The sequence below is a fragment of the Curtobacterium sp. VKM Ac-2884 genome (assembly GCF_015350945.1).
In the GTDB taxonomy this organism is placed as follows: Bacteria; Actinomycetota; Actinomycetes; order Actinomycetales; family Microbacteriaceae; genus Curtobacterium.
Map to the genome: position 1 here is coordinate 205,415 of NZ_JADKSA010000001.1, position 19,973 is coordinate 225,387.

Annotated in this window: 10 protein-coding genes, 1 tRNA gene and 1 other RNA gene; 4 read left to right on the top strand and 8 right to left on the bottom strand. The window is 72.8% G+C overall.

Going from position 1 to position 19,973, the window contains the following annotated elements:
• Positions 1–128: 128 nt before the first annotated feature.
• On the bottom strand, positions 129–7,733 hold the full coding sequence (locus ITJ60_RS00915; protein ID WP_194646378.1) for a choice-of-anchor G family protein: 7,605 nt from the start codon (positions 7,731–7,733) through the stop codon (positions 129–131).
• Between the two features lie 173 nt (positions 7,734–7,906).
• An RNA gene (ffs, locus tag ITJ60_RS00920) (signal recognition particle sRNA small type) lies at positions 7,907–8,003 on the bottom strand.
• A gap of 37 nt (positions 8,004–8,040) precedes the next feature.
• Here ffs and ITJ60_RS00925 point away from each other — a divergent pair.
• Positions 8,041–8,715 carry an SDR family oxidoreductase gene (locus ITJ60_RS00925; protein ID WP_123292136.1) on the top strand — a complete coding sequence of 225 codons (675 nt, stop codon included), beginning with the start codon at positions 8,041–8,043 and terminating at the stop codon, positions 8,713–8,715.
• 342 nt (positions 8,716–9,057) lie between these two features.
• Here ITJ60_RS00925 and ITJ60_RS00930 read toward each other — a convergent pair whose 3' ends face one another.
• Positions 9,058–10,254: an acetate/propionate family kinase gene (locus tag ITJ60_RS00930; protein WP_123292135.1), complete on the bottom strand. Its 1,197-nt coding sequence runs from the start codon at positions 10,252–10,254 to the stop codon at positions 9,058–9,060.
• Between the two features lie 66 nt (positions 10,255–10,320).
• The gene (gene pta / locus ITJ60_RS00935; protein ID WP_123292134.1) at positions 10,321–12,429 is read right to left on the bottom strand and encodes a phosphate acetyltransferase; all 2,109 of its coding nucleotides are present in this window, start codon (positions 12,427–12,429) and stop codon (positions 10,321–10,323) included.
• Positions 12,430–12,550: 121 nt separating this feature from the next.
• On the opposite strand from pta, the gene ITJ60_RS00940 reads away from it, so the two are divergent.
• Positions 12,551–12,638, top strand: a tRNA-Ser gene (locus ITJ60_RS00940).
• 292 nt (positions 12,639–12,930) lie between these two features.
• On the top strand, positions 12,931–13,575 hold the full coding sequence (locus ITJ60_RS00945) for a hypothetical protein (protein ID WP_123292133.1): 645 nt from the start codon (positions 12,931–12,933) through the stop codon (positions 13,573–13,575).
• A 19-nt stretch (positions 13,576–13,594) separates the two neighbouring features.
• On the opposite strand, the gene ITJ60_RS00950 is transcribed toward ITJ60_RS00945, so the two are convergent.
• Both ITJ60_RS00950 and ITJ60_RS00955 read right to left on the bottom strand, forming a co-directional pair.
• On the bottom strand, positions 13,595–15,682 hold the full coding sequence (locus ITJ60_RS00950; protein WP_194646379.1) for a helicase HerA-like domain-containing protein: 2,088 nt from the start codon (positions 15,680–15,682) through the stop codon (positions 13,595–13,597).
• A gap of 64 nt (positions 15,683–15,746) precedes the next feature.
• Positions 15,747–17,003, bottom strand: a complete 1,257-nt coding sequence (locus ITJ60_RS00955; RefSeq protein WP_111084464.1) for a multidrug effflux MFS transporter — start codon at positions 17,001–17,003, stop codon at positions 15,747–15,749.
• A gap of 225 nt (positions 17,004–17,228) precedes the next feature.
• Between ITJ60_RS00955 and ITJ60_RS00960 the strand changes: the two genes are divergently transcribed.
• On the top strand, positions 17,229–17,810 hold the full coding sequence (locus tag ITJ60_RS00960) for a TetR/AcrR family transcriptional regulator (protein ID WP_185002788.1): 582 nt from the start codon (positions 17,229–17,231) through the stop codon (positions 17,808–17,810).
• 84 nt (positions 17,811–17,894) lie between these two features.
• Here ITJ60_RS00960 and ITJ60_RS00965 read toward each other — a convergent pair whose 3' ends face one another.
• Positions 17,895–18,467, bottom strand: coding sequence for a substrate-binding domain-containing protein (locus ITJ60_RS00965; protein ID WP_194646380.1), 573 nt, complete (start codon positions 18,465–18,467; stop codon positions 17,895–17,897).
• A gap of 31 nt (positions 18,468–18,498) precedes the next feature.
• Positions 18,499–19,899: an MFS transporter gene (locus tag ITJ60_RS00970; RefSeq protein ID WP_194646381.1), complete on the bottom strand. Its 1,401-nt coding sequence runs from the start codon at positions 19,897–19,899 to the stop codon at positions 18,499–18,501.
• Positions 19,900–19,973 lie beyond the last annotated feature (74 nt).

Here is a 19,973-nt window from a genome sequence, read left to right on the forward strand (position 1 = left end):
CCCCTCCACAGGTCCACGGGCACTGGACCGGACCGCCTGCGCGGGGTGGGCCGAGCGCACGGACGGCACCGCGCCTCCCGGCCGACACGGGGTCGGACAGGAGGCGCGGTGCGTGACGCTGCTCGGGCTCAGCCGCGGCTGCGGCGGCGGGCACCCCTGGCCAGGCGGGAGAGCCCCAGCAGCAGGAACCCGAGGACCACGAGTCCGGCTGCCGTCCCGGCGATCGGGGCGATCTCCGCGCCGGTCCAGGCGAGTCCGCCGGGGCCGGTGCCGGACCCGGTGCCGGCACCCGTGCCGTTGCCCGGGTTGCCGGGCGCACCGGGCGTGCCCGGCAGGCCGGGCGTCCCCGGGGTTCCAGGCGTACCCGGCGTTCCCGGCGTACCGGGGTTCCCCGGCGTTCCGGGGTCGCCCGGCGTCCCGGGGTCACCCGGCGTCCCGGGGTCACCCGGCGTCACGGTGGCGGCGTCCACCACGACGCTGATCGTCTGGACGGCCGAGGTCGCACCCGCCACCGTCTGGGTGATCCGGAGGGTGTGCGGACCGACCGCGAGCCGGACCGTCACCGACCAGGCGCCGGCCTCGTCAGCCGTCGTGGTGACCGGTGTCCCGTCGTCGGCGACGACCGTGACGGTCGCTCCCGGCTCGGCGGTGCCGGTGACCAGCCAGTCGACGTACCCGGCGGCCGAGGCCGTCTGGTGCGCGCCCGGCGTGGGCGACGTGACCGCGAGCGGGTCCACCGCGTCGACGACGATCGGCACCTCGGGTGCGGCGGTCGTCGTGCCGTTCACGGACTGGGTCGCACGGATCGTCCACGCACCCTCGGGCACGCGGTCGAACGTGACGCTCCAGTCGCCGTCCGCGTCGGCGGTCGTGGTGCGCACCTGGCCGTTCGACAGGGTCACCGTCACCGTCGTCCCCGGGGTCGCGTGCCCGGTCACCGTGAAGGATCCGGTGTCGCCGGGACCGTTCGCGGGGATGAGCTGACCCGGGGCCGGGCTGGTGATCGTGATGTCGGTCGCCTGGGCGACCACGACGGTGACGGCGCTGGTCACCGGGTCGGGGGTCCGACCGCCGACCGTCTGCGTCACCGACACCGTGTGCTCGCCTGCCGGCACGCCACCGACCGTGACCGTCCACGACCCGTCGTCGCCGGCGGTCGTCGTCGCGGTCCGTCCGTCGATGTCGACCGTGATCGTCGCCCCGGGCTCGGCCGTGCCGCTCACCGGGATCGACGCGGTCGTGCCGGTCGTCGGGACCACCTGTCCGTCGGTCGGGCTCGTCACGGCGACCGGGGTCGCCGCGGTCACCCGGAAGCCGACCTCCGGCGCGTCCGTCGTGGCGCCGTCGACCGTCTGGCTGGCGGCGATCGTGTGCGGACCGGTGCCGACGTCCGGCACGGTGACCGCCCAGTCGCCGTCGTCGTCCGCGGTCGCCGTGACCGCGGTGCCGCCGTCGATGCGCACCGAGACCGCGGCGTTCGGCGCCGCGGTGCCGACCACGCGGACGTCCGTCCGTCCGCCGAGCACGCGGTACGCGGTGCCGTCGGCCGGAGCCGTGACGACGATCGCGTCCGCCTCGGCGACCACGACGGTGACGTCGCGCTCGACCGGGAACGACGTGGTCCCGTTCACGACCTGGGTGACCGACACGGTGTGGTCACCAGCCGGCACGCCGGTCAGGCTCGTCGACCAGCGGCCGTCGGACCCGACCCGCACCGTCACCGGGTCGTCGTCGTCCAGCACGATCCGGACGTCGACGCCGGGCTGGCCCTGGCCGCTGACCGGGACGGTCGCGGTCGGGTCGGAGTCCGGCACGGTGAAGGTCGCGTCGTCGGCCGGGGCGGTCACGGTCAGGGCGGCACCGGGCGCCACCGTGAAGGTGCTCCGGACCTGCTCGGACGTGGAGCCGTCGACCGTCTGGGTCGCGCGGATCGTGTGCTCCCCGACGTCCAGGCCCGGCAGCGCGAGGGTCCAGGTGCCCGCGTCGGTCGCGGTCACGGTCGTGGGGTCGCCCCCGTCGATCGTGACGCGGACCTGCGCACCGGGCTCGGCCGCGCCGCCCGCGGTGAGGGTGACGACCGAGTCACGCTGCGCGACCCGCACCGTCGAACCGTCCGCCGGTGTGGCGATCGTGATCGGGGCGGCGACGAGGACGCGGATGCGGACCGTCACCGGAGCCGACTCCGTGTCGCCCACGCGCTGGGTGACGCTCACGGTCCGGTTGCCGGCCGGCACCCCGGGGACGGTGACGCTCCAGGCGCCGTCGTCGTCCGCGGTGGTCGACTCGCTGCGGCCGCCGCCGAGGTCGACCACGACGGTCGCTCCGGGCTGTGCGGTGCCGCTTACGTCGACCGCGGTGGTCGCGTCCTCACCGGCGACCGTGTACTCCTGGCCGACGGTCGGTTCGTCGATCACGACGGGGGCGCCCGGCACGATCTCGAAGGTGGTCGAGGCCGGCGTGGTCGAGGTGGAGCCGTCGACGGTCTGGGTCACCTCGACGGTGTGCTCGCCGACTCCGAGGTCGGGGACGTCGACCGTCCACGAGCCGTCGTCGCCCGCGGTGACCTCGACGGGGTCGCGGTCGTCGACCGTGACCGTCACGGTGGAGCCCGGCTCGGCGTCGCCGGCGACCGTCACGGTCGTCGTGGCGTCGTCGTCGGCGACCGTGATCGGGTCGTCGGCCGGCTGCCGGATCGTGAGCGCGGCGGCGGCCACGACCGACACCGGTCGTTCGACCGCGGCGCTCGTGGTGCCGTTGACCGCCTGCGTGACCGAGGCCGTCCACGATCCGGTCGGCACGTCGTCGACCGTGGTCGACCACCGTCCCTGCTGGTCGACCCGAACCGCCGCGCTGCCGCCGTCGCCCAGGTCGACCGTGACGGTCGCGCCGGGCTGGCCGGTGCCGGCGAAGTCGACGTCGGTGGTGGCGTCGCCGTCGGCGACCGTGACGGTGGTGGCAGCGGCGGGCGTCGAGACGACGAGCGGGGAACCGGCACGGACCGACACCGCCGCCGTGACCGGCGACGACGTCTGGCCGCCGACGACCTGGGTCGCGGTGACGCGGTGGTCGCCCACGGGTACGTCCGCGAACGTCGCCTGCCAGGCGCCGTCGTCGTCGGCCCTGACCGTCTGGGTCTCGCCGGTGGAGAGCCGCACCGTGACCTCGGCGTCGGCCTGCGCGAGGCCGCTCGCCGCGACGTCGGCGGTGCCCGCCGCGTCCGCGACCGTCAGGACGTCGCCGTCCTCGGGGGTCGCGATGGTCAGGGCCGTCCCCGCCCGCACCGTGACGGTCTGGGTCGGACTGGAGGCAGTGGTCCCGCCCACGGTCTGGGTCGCGGTGAGCGTCGGGGTACCGACACCGACCCCACCGAACGTGACCGTCCAGTCACCGTCGCCGGTCGCGGTGGTGGTCTGCGTGCTGCCGCCGAGCCGCACCGTGACCGGCGCGTCCGGCTCAGCCGTCCCCGAGACGACGACGTCACGCGTCGCGTCCGCGTCCGGCACGAGCAGGACGTCGTCGGCGTCGGGCGAGGTCACCGACACCGCGTCGGCGGCCTCGATCGTGATCGTGCGCTGGTCCGGTGCCGAGGTGCTCGGGTCGGACACGGTGCCCGGGAGCGTCTGCGTCACCGACACGGGGTGCGGTCCGACGCCGAGGTCCGGGAACGTCACCGACCAGGTCCCGTCGGCCGCGATCGTGTCCAGTTGGTCGGCCGCGCCGGCGATCGACGCGGTGACCCGGGCTCCGGGCTGACCGGTGCCGGAGACGGTGACGTCGCGCTCGACGTCCGGGCCGGCCACGGTGATCGGGTCCGCGCTCGGAGCCGTGATGGTCAGTGCGTTCGCCGTGACGACCTGGAAGGTCGTCGGGATCGCGCTCGTGACGACGTCCTCGATCTCCTGGCTCGCCGTCACCGTGTACACACCCGCGGGGGCGAGGCCGGTGGCGTCGACGGCCCACGCGCCGTCGGCGTCCGCGGTCGTGGTGAACTGCGTGCCCGGTCCGACCGAGACGGAGACGGCGGCCAGCGGTTCGGCCGAGCCCGTGATCCGGACCGTCGCGGTGGCGTCGTCGTCGACCACGACGAAGCGGGTGCCGCTCGCCGGGGTGTCGATCACGATCGCGTTGCCCGGCACGACGGTGAAGTCCCGCGTGACGACGGGACCGTCGGTGCCGTTCACGGTCTGGACCGCGGTGACGGTGTGGTCGCCGATGCCGAGCTGGGTGCTCGGGACCGCCCAGTTGCCCGCCGTGTCCGCGACCACCTCGACGGCGTCCGCGTCGTCGATCGTCACAGCGACGGTCGCGCCCGGCTCGGCGGTCCCCCGGACGACGACGTTCGCCTGTCCGCCGGTGCCCGCCGGGATCTCCTGCGCATCGCCCGGAGCCTCGATGACCAGGGCGTCGCCGGCCTCGACCGTGAAGTCGCGGTCGATCGGCGCCGAGGTCGCTCCGCCGACTGTCTGCGTGACCGAGGCGGTGTGGTCGCCCGTGCCGACGTCCGACAGGGTCACCGACCAGGCGCCCTGCGCGTTCGCCGTCGTGGCGACCGCGTCGCCGTCGTCCAGGACGACCTCGACGTCGGCGTCCGGCTGGGCGGTCCCCCGCACCGTGACGTCCACCTCCGAGTCGTCGGTCGCGACCGTGACGGTCGCGTCCTGCACCGGGGCGGTCACGGCGAGCGGAGCGCCCGCCTGCACGGTGACGACCTGACGGACGGCGGGCGAGGTGGTGCCGTTCACCGTCTGCGTCGCCGCGATCGTGTACCGACCGACCGGGACGTCCTGGACGGTGACGGTCCACGAGCCGTCGTCCTCGGCCGTGGTCGTCGCGGTGCGCCCGGAACCGAGCGAGACCCGGACCTCGGCTCCGCCCTCGGCAGTGCCGGTCAGCTCGAGGTCGGCCGTGGTGTCCGCGTCGAGGACCGTGACCACGTCACCGTCGTCGGGCGAGGTGATCGCGATCGGGTCACCGGCCGCGATGGTGAAGGTCGAGGTCACCGGCGCCGAGGTCGTGCCGTCGACGGTCTGCCGTGCCGTGACCGCGCGGTCGCCGGTCGGGACGCCCACGAAGGTCGCCGTCCAGTCGCCGTCGTCGTCCGCGTCCACCGCGGTGGTGAACGAGCCGCCGATGCCGACCGCGACCCGCGCGTTCGGGGCGGCGGAGCCGGAGACCGTGACCGGGGTCGTCGACGTCGCGTCCGCGACGGTGATCGTGCTGCCGTCGGCCGGTTCGTCGATGGTCAGCCCCGGAGCCGCCGTCACCGTGAAGTCGCGCTCGACCGGGCTGCTCGTGGTGCCACCGACCGTCTGGGTCACCTGCGCCGTGCGGTCACCCGCAGGGACGCCGGTGACGCTCGTCGACCACGTGCCGCCGGCGTTCGCCGTGGTGGTCGCTGTCAGGCCGTCGCCGAGGTCCACGTCCACGCGGGCCCCCGGCTGCGCGCTGCCCGAGAACGGGATGGAGCGGGTGTCGCCCGCGAGCGGGAAGTCCTGGTCCGCCGTCGGGGTGTCGACCGTCAGGCCCGCGGCGGCCACGACGCGGAACGCGCGGGTGACGGGGTTCGAGGTCGTGTCGCCGACCGTCTGGGTCACGCTCGCGGTCTGGTCGCCCACGGGGACGCCGGGCACGGTGACGCTCCAGGCGCCGCTGCCGTTCGCCGTGGTGGTCGCCGTGCGGGCGCCACCGAGGTCGACGTCGATCCGCGCGTTGGCGGTCGCCGTGCCCGTCAGGGTCACCGGCGTGGTCGTCCCGGTGGTCGTGAAGGTCTGACCGGCCGTCGGGGTCGTGATGGTCAGTGCCTGCTGCGCGACGACCGAGAAGGTCTGGGCCGCGGAGCCCGCCGCCGTCCCGTTGACCGTCTGGTTCGCCGTGGCCGTGTGGTCGCCGATCGGGACGTTCGGGATCGAGGTCGTCCACGTGCCGTTCGCCGCCACGGTGGCCGTGCCGGTGCGTCCGCCGCCGAGGCTCACGGCGATGGTCGCGCCCGGCTCACCGGCACCGCTGACGGTGATGCTCCGGGTGGACGAGGCCGAGGGGACACTGAACTGCTGGTTCGTCGTCGGGGCCGTGATGGTCGGCGGAGCGATGGCCGTCGCCCGGACGGTCGAGGTGGCGAGGTCGACGGTGGCGACGTTCGCGCCCGGCAGCACCGAGAGCCGGAGGGCGTGCACGCTGCGCGATCCCGGGTCGTACCCGCGTGCGTCGCGGAAGCCCGTGGTGGTGTCCTGTGCGTTCACGGTCAGGTCGACCACCTGACGGAGCAGCAGCACGACGGGGCGCAGCAGCGTGGACACCGCGGTGGTCGTCGCGGTGAGCGTGGTGCCGAGGGTCGTCAGGGCCGTGCCGGTGACGAGCGGCCGCACGATGGTCTGCAGTGCCGGGACCACGATGGAGTTCACGGCGGGGGCGAGCAGGTTCCCGAGGACGGTCAGCCCGAGCGGGCCGCCGGTCGCGGTGACGGTGGCGTTCGCCGGGGCGGTGCCGGCCAGGGCGCCGAGCGTGGTGTCCGCCCGGAGCGCCAGGGCGGTGAGCGGGACGCCGGCCACGTTGACGTTGGCGGTGACGTTCACGGCCACCGCGGTCGAGTTGATCGTGTTCACGACGGCGGTCTGCAGCGCGGTCGGCAGCTGGGTGCCGAGGATCGTCGTGATGCTCTGGTTGATCGAGCTGACGGCCGCTTCGGTCAGGACCGGGGTGTTCGCGGGCTGGTTGTTCAGTGTCGTCAGCTTGTCGAGGTCGACGGTGATCGCGCCGGTCGCCGGCGTGATCGTCACCGCGCCGTCCGTCAGCGGCTGTGCGAGCACCTGCTCGAGCGTGCCGTCGAGGTTGAGGTTGACCGAGGCGGTGACGTTCGTGCCGTTGAGGTTGACGAGTCCGAGGGCCGTGGACCGGAGCAGCCGCTGGAGCTCGGCGGTCAGCGCCGTCGTCGTGCCGGACAGCGCGCCGTTCGCCCCGACCGTGGTGTTCACGGAGTTCGAGAGCGTGCGCAGGTCGGTCCGCAGCGACGTCGTCAGGCCTGCAACCGCGGGGCTGGTGAGGTTCAGGTTCGCGCCGGCGATGCGGTAGTCGGTCGTGGTGCCGACCGTGGCGCCGCGCGTGGACTGGATGCGGGACGCCAGGGCACCGATCTGCAGCTGCGCGTTCGACAGCACCGTGGTGTCCGCGCCCACCCGCGAGAACAGCGGGTTCAGGTTCAGGGTGCTGGCTCCGGTGCCGAGTCCCGTGCCGACCCCGATGCCGCCGTCGTTGGTCAGCAGGCCGGACGACGCCGTGGCCCCCGATGCCGAGGTGGTGGCGTACTGCCCGTCCACCCCGAGCGTGAGGATGCCGTTGGTGCCGAGCAGGTCGATGTCGTTGCCCAGGTCCACGCCCACCGCGTTCAGGGCGGTGAGGTTCAGCGGCTGGTTCGTGGTGCCGCCGCCCGTGGTCACCCCGCGTGCGGAGTACGCGCCACCGAGCTGGGCGATGTCGTCGACGTTGACGATCCCGGAGCCGCTGAGCAGGACGCCCTCGCCCTCGGCGACGTCGGTCTGTGCCGCCGCCGCCGGTTGGATCGCCACGGTGGCGGCGACGAGCGCCGTCACCGTGGCGATGACACTGCCGCGCAGGAGGAGACGCCGATCGTCCGATGCTCGTCGTCGAGCTCGGTCGCCAGCATCGATGATCCGTCGTGTCCAGTTGTTCGCTGCGGTCGGTACCCGGGTACCGCGCTGCGACGCGTGCCTGCGCATGCGTGTCTCTCATCCTGGCGAGCGCACCCGCCACCTGATCCTCGGATCTCCCCCGCTGGTGAGGCGGTGGAGTCAGGAATCCTGGTTGGGGATTCCTGAGGCAGATCTTTACACACGATCAGGTTGCTGTCCGCAACCCGTTACGAAACAGACATGCGGAGACGCGCGGAGACAGAAAAGACTCCCCACGCACCCGCCAGAGCCCGGCTACCCTTGCTGCGTTTCCGCCCTGGGGGAGTTCACCTGGATGGCGTCACGTGAGGAGCCGCCGACAACTCTACCGGATGCGACCGGGCAGGATTGACACATGAAGATCGCCATCGCCGGAGGACACGGCCAGATCGCACTGCTCCTCGCCCGCCAGATCACCGACGCCGGACACGACGCCGTCGCGATCGTCCGCAACCCCGCGCACGTCGCCGACGTGGAGCAGCAGGGTGCCACGGCGATCGTCGCGGATCTCGAACAGCTCGGCGACGACGACCTGGCACTGCGCCTCCGCGGGGTCGACGCCGTGGTCTTCGCCGCCGGTGCCGGCCCGAACAGCGGCGCGGAGCGCAAGCTCACCGTCGACCGGGACGGCGCGATCCTGCTCGCGGACGCCGCGGAGCGCGCCGGCATCGACCGCTACGTGATGGTGTCGGCGATGGCGGCGGACACCTACGACGCCGAGGCCGCGGTGGTCCCTGCGAAGGACGACGCCGCCGTGTTCCAGGTCTACCTCCGGGCGAAGGCCGAGGCCGACGCGAACCTGCGCGCTCGACGGCTGCGGTGGACGATCGTGCGTCCGGGAGGCCTGCTCGACACGCCGCCGCAAGGAACGGTGGACGTCGGGCGGACCGTCCCGCGCGGCTCGATCCCCCGTGCCGACGTCGCCACGGTCGTGCTGCACGCGCTGCTCGACGACTCTGCGGTCGGGGTCCAGTTCGAGGTCACGAGCGGCAACACGCCGATCCCCGCGGCCCTCGACGCCCTGTCCTGAGGCGCGCGTCCCGTCCGCACCGTGCGTACCTCGTCACCCCGTGCGAGCTTGCACGCTCCGTGCCGCGCCACAAGCGCGCACCCAGCCACCAACCCCGCACCAGCCCATGCAGGCCGCACCGTGCCGTGACCGCGACCCAGCGCCGGACGGGAGGCACGGCGCCAGCCCGCCCCGCGCCTCCCGTCCACACCGTGCGCACCTCGTCACCCCGTGCGAGCTTGCACGCTCCGTGCCGCGCCACAAGCGCGCACCCAGCCACCAACCCCGCACCAGCCCACCCAGGCCGCACCGTGCTGACAACAGGCCGCGCAGCGCAGCGCACACCGCGCAGCCCGCCCCGCGTCAGAGCGCGACCGCAGCCGACTGCCGGGCGATCTCCAGTTCCTCGTTCGTCGGGATGACGAGCACCGCGACACGTGACGTGTCCGTGGAGATGACCCGGGCCTCCCGGGATCCCAGCTCGTTGCGGTCCGCGTCGATCTCGATGCCCAGGTGCTCGAGCCCGGCGAGCACGCGCCGGCGCAGCAGCGCGTTGTTCTCGCCGACGCCGGCGGTGAAGACCACCGCGTCGAGCCCGCCGAGCTGCGCCGTGTAAGCGCCGACGTAGCGGCGGATCCGGTGGCGGTACACGGCGAGCGCCGCCTCGGCGACCTCGTCGCCGTTGAGGGCGGCGTCCTGGACGTCGCGCATGTCGCCGTTGCCGGTGAGGCCGAGCAGCCCGGACTGCTTGTTGAGCATGGTGTCGAGCTCGTCGAAGGACAGCCCGGCCTCGCGGTGCAGGTGCAGCAGGACGGCGGGGTCGAGGTCACCGGAGCGGGTGCCCATGACGAGACCTTCGAGCGGCGTGAGCCCCATCGACGTCTCGATCGACTTCCCGCCGTCGATCGCCGCGGCCGAGGCACCGTTGCCCAGGTGCAGCACGATGGTCTTCAGCTCGGACAGCGGGCGGTCGAGGAAGACCGCGGCCTGCTCGGAGACGTACTTGTGGCTCGTGCCGTGCATGCCGTAGCGGCGGATGGAGTACTTCGCCGCCAGGTCGGCCGGGATCGCGTACGTGTACGCGTGCGGCGGCATGGTCTGGTGGAACGCGGTGTCGAACACGGCGACGTGCGGCACGTCGGAGAACACCTGCTTCGCGGCCCGGATCCCCTCGAGGTTCGCCGGGTTGTGCAGCGGCGCGAGGCTGTTCAGCGCCTCGATCTGTCGTTCGACGTCGTCCGTCACCACCGTTGCGCGGTCGAAGGTGGTGCCGCCGTGCACGACGCGGTGGCCGACGACCGCCGGCGGGTGCTCGTCGAACGACGGACCGACCTTGGCGAACGCGTCGATCATCGCCTGGAACCCAGCGGCGTGGTCCGGCACGGACGCGGCGTCGTTCGACGACGACTCCCCCGTCAGCGCGTTCGTGTGCTTCCACGCGCCGGCCGACTCGCCGATGCGCTCCACGAGCCCGGAGGCGAGCGTGCGCTCCCCCTCGAGTTCGATGAGCTGGTACTTGAACGAACTCGATCCGGAGTTCACGACGAGGGCTGCGGTCACGGGTGGTGTCGCTTTCTGCTCATGGCCTGGTCGGCCGGACGGGAGGCGCGGTGTGCGTCGCGCAGGTCAGGCCGCGTCGGACGCGGTGCCGGCCTGGATCGCGGTGATCGCGACGGTGTTCACGATGTCGCTGACGAGGGCGCCGCGGGAGAGGTCGTTGATCGGCTTGCGCAGGCCCTGCAGGACCGGCCCGATGGCGACCGCTCCGGCGGAGCGCTGCACGGCCTTGTACGTGTTGTTGCCCGTGTTGAGGTCCGGGAAGATGAAGACGGTCGCCTTGCCGGCCACCGGGGAGTCCGGCATCTTCGTGCTCGCGACCGTCGGGTCCGCAGCGGCGTCGTACTGGATCGGGCCCTCGACGAGCAGGTCGGGACGGCGTTCGCGCACGAAGGCGGTGCCGGCGCGGACCTTGTCGACGTCGGCGCCGGTGCCGCTGTCGCCGGTCGAGTAGCTGAGCATCGCGACGCGGGGGTCGATGCCGAACTGGGTCGCCGTCTCGGCCGACGAGATCGCGATGTCGGCGAGCTGTTCGCTCGTCGGGTCCGGGATCACCGCGCAGTCGCCGTAGACCAGGACGCGGTCGGCGAGCGCCATCAGGAACACGCTCGACACGATCGAGGTGTCCGGACGGGTCTTGATGATCTCGAAGGACGGCCGGATGGTGTGCGCGGTGGTGTGCTTCGCGCCGGAGACCATGCCGTCGGCGAGTCCGAGCTGGACCATCATCGTGCCGAAGTACGAGACGTCGGTCACGGTGTCGCGCGCGAGCTCGATCGACATCCCCTTGTGTGCGCGGAGCCGGGTGTACTCCTCGGCGAAGCGTTCGCGGAGCTCGGGGTCGAACGGCGACACGAGCTGGGCGGCGTCGAGGTCGAGTCCGAGCTCGGTCGCGCGGGTGCGGATCGCGGCGGGGTCGCCGAGGATCGTCAGCTCGCAGACCTGGCGGGCGAGCAGCGTCGACGCCGCGCGGAGGATGCGGTCGTCCTCACCCTCGGGCAGCACGATGTGCTTGCCGTACCCCCGGGCCCGGTCGAGCAGCCCGTGCTCGAACATGAGCGGCGTGACGACGCCGGACGGCGTGAGCTGCAGACGGTCGCGCAGGGATTCTGCGTCGACGTGCTGCTCGAACAGGGCGAGCGCGAGGTCGGCCTTGCGGGGCGAGTCCGCCGCCAGGCGCCCGCGGGTCTGCGTGATGCGGAGGGCGGTGTCGTACGTGCCCAGGTCGTTCTGCGCGATCGGCAGCGAGCTCGACAGCCCCTCGAGCAGCCGGGAGATCTGCGGTGCGGTCTCGAACCCGCCGTTCAGGATCACGCCGGCCAGGCTCGGGAACGTGTCCGACTGGTTCGCCAGCAGGGTCGCGATGAGCACGTCGCTGCGGTCACCGGGGACCACGACGATGCCGCCCTCGATCAGGCGCGGCAGGACGTTCTCCATGCTCATGCCGGCGACGACGGTGCCGAGTGCCTCGCGGTCGAGCAGGGCGTCGTCCCCGCGCACCAGGGTGGCGTCGGTCGCCTGCAGCAGCGCGCGGACGGTCGGGGCGACGAGGACGCGGTCCTCCGGGATCGCCCACACGGGCACGTCCGGGTGGTCGTCGTGCACGGCCCGCTCGACACTCGCCACGATCGCGGCGAGGGCCTCGGGGTCGGCGCGGTTCACGACGACGCCGAACAGCTGCGCGTGTGCCGCCCGGAGCTCGCTCGTCGTGACGTCCGCGACCTGCGCCATCCCCTCGGGTGTGCGGGCACCGCGCTCGGCGGCGTCACGACCACCGAGGACGAGGAGCACCGGGGCACCGAGGTTCGCAGCGACCTTCGCGTTGAACGACAGCTCGGTGGGGCTGCCGACGTCGGTGTAGTCGGACCCGAGCACGACCACCGCGTCGCACTGGCGCTCCACCTGGGCGAAGCGGTTCACGATGGTGCCGAGCGCGGCGTCCGGATCCGCGTGGACGTCGTCGTAGGTGACCCCCACGGCGTCGTCGTACGAGATCCCGACCGCGGTGTGCTGCAGCAGCAGTTCGAGCACGTAGTCGGGTTCGGCGACCGAGCGGGCGACCGGGCGGAACACGCCGACGCGGCCGACGGAGCGCGCGAGGGTCTCGAGGACACCGAGGGCGACGGTGCTCTTGCCCGTGTGCCCTTCTGCTGACGTGATGTAGATGCGGGTCGACACGCGTCCCAGGGTAGTCGCCGGACATGTCACGACAACTGGGAGCACCCGCCTCCACGACACACGGTCGTGAGCACCCCCGGGAACCTGTACCATTGGGTGTCGCCGTCGCGAGACAGCGCAAGGAGAATTCGCCTAGTGGCCTATGGCGCACGCTTGGAAAGCGTGTTGGGTGCAAGCCCTCGGGGGTTCGAATCCCCCATTCTCCGCCAGCAAGGCCCCGCACCGAGTGCGGGGCCTTCGTCGTTCCGGGCGGCGCTCGTCGTGGTCGCGTCGGCTGGTCCCCCACGCGGCGGACCCACCTGTCCCCTGTTCGCCAAGGACTGGCCGTCAAACGCCGATCCGGGGTGGAACGGGCTGTCCCCGGTCCCCGTCGTGCGCCTATGCTTGCCGGAGCGGACGACTCCGGGACGAGTCGACCGCGGTGCATCGAGCGGCAGGGGCGTCGCTCGCAGGGCGGCCGATTCGGCGTGCCCGGGAGACCCGAGGGTTCAGGAGACGCGCATGGGGGACATGACGGTGCCAGCGACGCCGCACCTGCGTGCCACCGTGTACGACGTCGTCCTCCGCCCCCGCCGGTCCCTGGTCCGTTCGACTGCGCTGAGCATCGTGTTCTCGGCCGTGCCGCTCGCCGTCGCCCTGGTCTGGGTGTCGTTCCCGTTCCGGACGTGGGCGATGGTCGCGACCGTGGTCGTCGCGCTGGCGGTCCTCGTGGGCGTGGTCTTCGTCCGACTGAGCACGGCGTACATCGGCATCGACCCCGACGGCCTGACGATCCGGGGCGTGGTCACCGCGCACCGTCGGATCCCCCGCGACCGTGTGCACAGCCTGGTGCTCGCCACCACCTACGGCAGCTCGGTCGACCGCACCATGCGCGAGCTCGTGGCGTTCGACGCGACGGGCGCACACCTGTTCCGCATCCGTGCCGACGTGTGGGGCGACGACGGGCTCGCCCAGGTCGTCGACGCCCTGGGCGTCCAGGTGACGGAAGAGGCACGTCCGGTCTCGGCCCGGGTCTTCGCGAAGCGCTACCCGTCGAGCCGCGCCTGGTACGAACAGCGGCCGGCCTACCTGCTCGTCGGCGGCGTGGCAGCACTCGTCGTCCTGGGTCTGCTCGTCGTCGAGTTCACCGGCCTGCTCGGTCGCTGACGCTCGGCGCTGCTGGACGTCACCGACGTCGGCGCAGCGTCGAGAAGATCCCCTGCACGACCTCCTTCGCGATCGTGCCGCCGAGCCGTGACCCGAGCAGGTCCGACAGCGGGTCGTCCGCCTTCCGTGAGGTCGTCGTCCGCGTGCTCCGCCCCGACCGGTCCGAACGCCGCGACGCCGCAGCCCGCTCGGCCTTCTCGAACTCGCGCTGCGTCCGCTCGTACTCCTTCTGCGCAGCAGCCCGCTCGCGTTCCTCCTGCTTGGCCTGCGCCGCGGCCTCCTTGGCCGCGGTCGCCGCCGCCCGCGCGGCTTCCTTCTCGGCCTCGGCCGCCGCGAGGCCTGCGTCCTTCTGCGCGTCCGCCGCCGCCGCCTCGGCAGCAGCTGCCTCCATCCGACGTGCCAGCATCTCGTGCGCCGAGTCCGGGTCCACCCGGGTGCCGTACGTCGCGAGCAACGGTGATGCCTGCACCCGCGACTGCATCTCGGCGGCGGGCATCGGGTCCATCGAGCCCTGCGGCGCGCGCAACCGGGTCCACGCGACCGGCGTCGGCGCGCCCTTCTCGTTCATGACGGTGACGATCGCCTCGCCGGTCGCGAGCGAGGTCAGCACCTCGCCCAGGTCGTAGTCGCTCGACGGGTAGGTCGACACCGTCGCCCGGAGCGCCTTCGCGTCGTCGGGGGTGTGCGCCCGCAGCTGGTGCTGGATGCGCGACCCGAGCTGCGCCAGGACGTCGTTCGGCACGTCCTTCGGGGTCTGGGTCACGAAGAAGATCCCGACGCCCTTCGACCGGATCAACCGCACGGTCCGCACGATCTGGTCCGTGAAGTCCTTCGACGCCCCGCTGAACAACAGGTGTGCCTCGTCGAAGAAGAACACCAGCTTCGGCTTGTCCTGGTCGCCGACCTCCGGCAGTTCGTTGAACAGGTCGGCCAGTAGCCACATCAGGAAGGTCGAGAAGACCTCGGGCTGGTCCTGCACGCCCGGGACCTCGAGCAGGCTGACGATCCCCCGGCCGTCCGCCGCCGTGCGCAGGAACACCTGCGTGTCGATCTCGGGCTCGCCGAAGAACTGGTCGGCACCCTTGTCGGCGAACGTGATGAGCTCGCGCAGGATCACCCCGGCGGTCTGCTTCGACAGACCACCGAGCTCGGCGAGTTCACCCTTGCCCTGGTCGCCCACCAGGAACGTCAGCACGCTCCGCAGGTCGGCCAGGTCGACGAGCGGCAACCCGGCCTGCTCGGCGTAGTGGAACACCAGTCCGAGCGAGGACTCCTGGGTGTCGTTCAGGCCGAGCACCTTCGACAGCAGCAACGGCCCGAACCCGGACACCGTCGCGCGGATCGGCACGCCCGTGCCCTGACCACCGAGCGAGAAGAGCTCCGCCTGGCTCGCGACACCCTGCCACTGCTGGCCGATGCCCACGGTGCGCGCGAACAGCTTCTCGTTCCCCTGCCCGACCACCGCGAGCCCGGACAGGTCGCCCTTGATGTCGGCCGCGAAGACCGGCACGCCGCTCGCCGCGATCTGTTCGGCGAGGACCTGCAGCGTGCGGGTCTTGCCGGTACCGGTCGCGCCGGCGACCAGCCCGTGTCGGTTCAGCATGCCGAGCGGGATGCGGACCTGGACGTCGGGCTGCGCCTCGCCGTTCACCAGGGCACCGAGTTCGAGCGCCTGCCCCTCGACGGTGTAGCCGGTGCGGATCGCGGCGACGGCGTCCGGTCCGAGCGGGCCCCCGCCACTGCCGGGAGCCGCGGTGCCGGCCGCAGGGGCGTCCGCCGGTGCCGGGACGGCCGCGTCGGGGGCCGCCGCCGCGTCGTCCGGGACGGCTGCGGTGGGTCCTGCGGTGGTGGGCTCTGGAGCCGGTGGGGTGGCGGCGGCGGGCTCCGCGTCGGGGGCGAGCCGGGCCTCCTGTCCGGAGGGTGCCGGTGACTCGGCGACCGCCGGTTCGGCGTCCGGCGTGAGTGCTTGTGCTTGTGCTTGTGCCGCGAGCGCGGCCGCGAGCTCCTCGGCCCGCTGCACGGCTTCGTCGGCCAACCGGCGTGCCTCGTCCGCTGCCTGTTTGGCGGCCTCGGCCGCTGCCCGTGCCTGCTCCACCGCGTCACTCATGGGCACAGCCTATGGACGCGCGGGGGCCGCTGTCCGGCTGTTCCGGGCAGCTGTGGAGAACCCGTCAGTGCGTGAGCTCGGGAACCGTCCGGGGCCGCACCACGAACCACAGGATCAGGATGGCCATCACCGAGGTCGAGGCCATCACGATCGCCATCGGGGTCGCGGTGGTGATGCCGAGCCAACCGACGATCGGCGAGATCAGGCCGGCGACGCCGAAGTTCAGGGCGCCGAGCAGCGACGCCGCCGTTCCGGCCTCCTTGCCGTGCGCAGCCAGGCCGATGACCTGGACGAGAGGGAACGAGAACCCGCACGCCGCGATGAAGAACCACAGGGGCACGAGCACGCCCACGAGCCCCGCACCGAGCTGGTCGAGCACGATGATCGCGATCGACGCCAGGAACAGGGTCGCCGTCGAGCACGCCAGGATCCACTGCGGCCCCACGCGCTGCGCCAACCGCGCGGAGATCTGCACACCGAGCACGACGCCCACCGAGTTCACCGCGAAGAGCAGCCCGTACTGCTGGGCGTCGAGTCCGTAGACGCCCTGGAACAGGAACGGCGACGAGCTGAGGTACGAGAACAACCCGCTGAACACCATCGCCCCGATGAGCGCGACCCCCACGAAGATCCGGTCGGAGAACAGCGCCTTGTACCGCTGACCGATCGTGGAGTGGCCGGCCTCGCGACGACGGGCCGGGGGCAGGGTCTCGACGATGAGCAGGATCGACGCGATCACCACGGCCAGGCCGTAGCAGGCGAGGAAGACGAAGATGCCGCGCCAGCTGGTGAACTGGAGCATCTGCGAGCCGATGAGCGGCGCGAGGATCGGCGCCAGCCCGTTCACCATCGCCAAGCGCGACAGCATCCGGACGAGCGGCTTGCCGCCGAACAGGTCGCGCACGGTGGCCATCGCGACGACACCGCCGGCGGCCGCGCCCATGCCCTGGAGCACGCGGAACACCGCGAGGAGCTCGATGTCGGGAGCAGTCGCCGCGCCGATCGACGCAGCGATGTGCACGGTGGTCGCGATGATGAGCGGCAACCGGCGGCCGACCTTGTCGCTCCACGGCCCGACGAGCAGCTGCCCGAACGCGAACCCGAGCGTCGTCGCCGTGAGCGTCAACTGCACGGCGCCGTCGGTGACGCCGAACTGCTCCTTGATCGCCGGGAACGCCGGCAGGTACAGGTCGATCGTGAACGGCCCGAGCGCTGTCAGGGCGCCCAGGACGAAGACGTAGACGAGTCGCTGCCCACGGGAGAGGGAGTCTCCGGGGTGCAGGACGACCCGGAGCGAACCGGTGGTGGCGGGCGCGGTCACGAGCAGGAGTCCTTCGGCGGTGAGGGGCGGGGAGGTGATCGCGGCGTCGATCGAATCGATTCGTCCGCGGAACCATCCTACGGGCCGACGGAACACTCCCGACGCCGCCGGCACGGATTGCCTGCGTGTTGCCACCCGCCGTCCGCGTGCCGATCCCGAGCCATGCGGTACCGTCGGACTGCTCGGGGGCCTCCGGGTGAACCGGATCAGAAGGGGGTGGGCGTCATGGTGGATGCCCGGATCCTGCACACGACCGCCGCCCTGCGCGAAGCGATCCTGCGACTGGCGGCCGACCGCCCCGTCTCCGAGATCACCGTCGCGGACGTCACCCGTGCCGCCGGAATCAACCGCGCGACGTTCTACTCGCACGCGGTCTCCCCCGGATCGCTGCTCGCCGACGTGCTGACGCCGGAGCTCGACCGCATCCGGCAGGACGACGCCGACGACCGACGGGCCGCAGCCGCCCGCGGGGCCGACGCGGGCGAGCTCGCGACCATCACACGGCGGGGCATCAACGCGGTCGTCGAGCACGTGACCACCCACCGCGACATCTACGCCAAGGCGCTGCCGGACCCGAACGACGCGTCACTGCACCGGCTGCTCGTGGGCCACTTCACCGAGTCGAGCGCCCTGCACATCCGCGAACTCGACGCCGACCGACGCCCGGAACTCCTCGACGACGTGGCCGCCGGCTACGTCGCGCAGGGCTTCGTCGGGGCGATCGAGGCATGGCTCGCCGGGCCCCGACGGTCGCGGAAGGCGCTGGTCGAGACGATCACGCTGTCGTTCCCGGCCTGGTGGAGCTGAGCTGAGTCGCCTGGACGAGATGAGCTGAGCCGCCTAGTGGCACGGCGCTGACCAGCCTGGTGGCGCCGCGTTGCGCGGCTCGGCTCACTCGGCGTCGGTTGTGTCGCCGTCGCTCGGTTCGGTCTCCGGCTTCTCGCCGCGCTGCAAGGACTGCACGACCTCGACCGCGGTGGCCGCAAGGTCTGCGTCGTCCGCTCCTGCGGGCACCCGGTAGTCGGCCGACACACCGTCGCCGCCGGTACCGCTCGCCGGCAGCGGATCGCCCAGGGACACCACCACGACGCCGGCGTCGTGCGCGGTCTGGATCACCCCGGTGAGCGCGGACGGCCGAGCCGCGTGCACGAGCAGGGCCTTGGCGCCCTTGCGGACGAGCTGCGCGACCGCGGTCCGCTGGGACGCCGCCGCACCGGACGCGGGTGCGACCCGGACGTCGGGACGGAACCCGGCATCGGCCAGGCCGGTCCGCAGGTCCTCGCCCAGGGCCGCGTCGTCGTCGAGCAGCACGACGCCGATGACGGCCTGCTTGTCGAACCCGCCGTCGGAGCTGGTCAGGTCCGTGCTCTGCACCGGCGTCGGAGCAGCGGAGGTCGTGCCCTGGCACCCGGCCAGCGCGAGGGCGGCCGTCAGGACGACGGCTGCAGCGACGATGCGCACCACGGGAGTCTCCTCTTCGGTCCGGTCTGCCACGCTACCCGGCCGCGCGGTCCGGTGACGCCGACGACACCGGCGCGGGGACGGGTCCGAGCCGCCGGACCGCGGCGACCGCCAGTGCAGCGAAGCAGATCATCGCCGCGAAGACCAGCGGGAAGGACACCGTGCCCGCGGCACCCCCGGTCGCGGTGAACAGCAGCCCGGTGACCGCCAGGCCGATGACACTGCCGGCGGCGTCGGCGATGGTGAGCGCCGAGCTCGCGAACCCGTCGTCACCCTCGCCCGAGAACCGCAGGGTGAGCATCGACGTCCGCGGGTAGATCGCCCCCATGCCCGCGCCGCCGACGAACCAGCCGGCGACGAGCACCCACCACGGCAGGTCGAGCGTCGCCACCGCGAAGGCCGCCAGCAGGCTCACCAGGACGAGCGCGAGTCCGACGCCGAAGGTCCGACGTGCGGTCAGGCGCTGCTCCCCCAGCCGACCGTGCGCCCAGCTCGAGGCCGCCCAGCTGAGCGCGGCGACGGTCAGCGCGAGCCCCGCTGCCGACGCGGACAGGCCGTGCTTCGCCTGCAGCAGGAACGGCACGTACGCCTCGCTGCCGAAGAACGACGCCGCCACGAGCCCGCGCAGCAACACCACCGACGGCAGTCCGGCGGCGGCGCGGAAGGTACCGGTCGGCAGCAGCGGGCGCAGCGCGAACCACGTCCCGACCAGGCCGACCACGACCGCGGCCACCATCCCCCACGGGGTCAGGTCCGGCGCGACGTTCAGCAGCAGGATCGACACGGCCGCGGCGACCGACCACCCGATCCGGATCCGCTGCCACGGCGGCCGCAGCTCGACCGCCGGTGCCTGCAGCCGTCCGAGTGTCGGCACGAGCACGCTGAACGCACCCACGGCGATCACGAGCGCCCCCGCGAAGACCCAGTGCCAGTTCCACGTGTCGGTGACGATGCCGGCGATCGCCGGGCCGATGAGCGCCGGGACCACCCAGGCGGCCGCGAACCCGGCGAACACCGGTCCGTGCAGCTCGGCGGGGAAGATCCGGGCGACGAGCACGTACAGCACGACGTCGATCGCGCCGGCACCGAAGCCCTCGACGAGTCGACCGACGAGGAAGACCTCCATCGTCGGCGCGAGCATGACCACGGCGGTCCCGACGGCGAACAGCAGCGCGGAGACCCAGGCGACGATCCGGCCGCCGGCGCGGTCGGTCCAGTTGCCGGCGAGCACCATGCCGGGCACCCCGGCCGCGAGCGGTGCCGCGAAGGCCAGGGCGTACAGGGCCTCGCCGTCCAGGTCGCGACTGATCACCGGCATGATCGTCGTCATCGCCAGGTTCTGGAACGCCGCGACGCCCACGATGGCGACCATGCCGATCGTCGCGAGGGCGTACCGCCCGCTCAGCAGGCCCGTCCTCGTCGCCGTGGTGCTCACCCGCTCATCGTAGGGGCGAGGGACGACACCGCCGACGGCGCGGGGCGGGAACCCCGCGCGATGCGCGTCAGCGC